Raw genomic sequence first — 523 nt, 5'->3', positions numbered from 1 at the left:
ACCGCGGGATTCCTGCCGGCGCAGCATCAGGGCATCGCGTTCAACGCAGCGGAGGCGATTCAGAATCTGAAGAGGCCGGAGACCGTGGGTGAGGCCGAGGAGCAGGCGACGCGCGAGTTCCTTGGCGTGCTGAACCGGAATCACATTCAGCGGCATGCTGGTAATTCGGATTTGAGCGCGCGCGTGGCGGCGTACGAACTTGCTGCTCGCATGCAGCTTTCGGCGCCGGAGGTTTCGGATCTGAGCCGTGAAAGCGCGGCGACGCACAGGTTGTATGGCACTGACGACGCGAATCCGCTGATTGCCTCGTATGCACGCAATTGCCTGCTGGCGCGGCGGCTGCTGGAGCGCAACGTTCGCTATGTGCATCTGTTTTGCGCCTCGCGCGCGTCGGGCGTGGACGGCTTGTTGAATTGGGACGCGCACAAGACTTTGCAGGCGGACTATGAACGTCACTGCCCGATCCTCGATAAGCCGACGGCGGGTCTGATCAAGGACATGAAGTCGCGAGGTTTGTTGAAGG

1 protein-coding gene is annotated in these 523 nt (G+C 61.8%); it reads left to right on the top strand.

Annotation, left to right across the window (positions count from 1 at the left end):
* The coding region (locus tag JNK74_30210; protein ID MBL7650444.1) for a DUF1501 domain-containing protein at nucleotides 1-523 on the top strand (523 nt) is incomplete at both ends.

The organism is Candidatus Hydrogenedentota bacterium, from assembly GCA_016791475.1.
GTDB lineage: Bacteria > Hydrogenedentota > Hydrogenedentia > Hydrogenedentales > JAEUWI01 > JAEUWI01.
The sequence above is the reverse complement of the archived record's forward strand: the minus strand, read 5'-3'. Positions and strand labels throughout refer to the sequence as shown.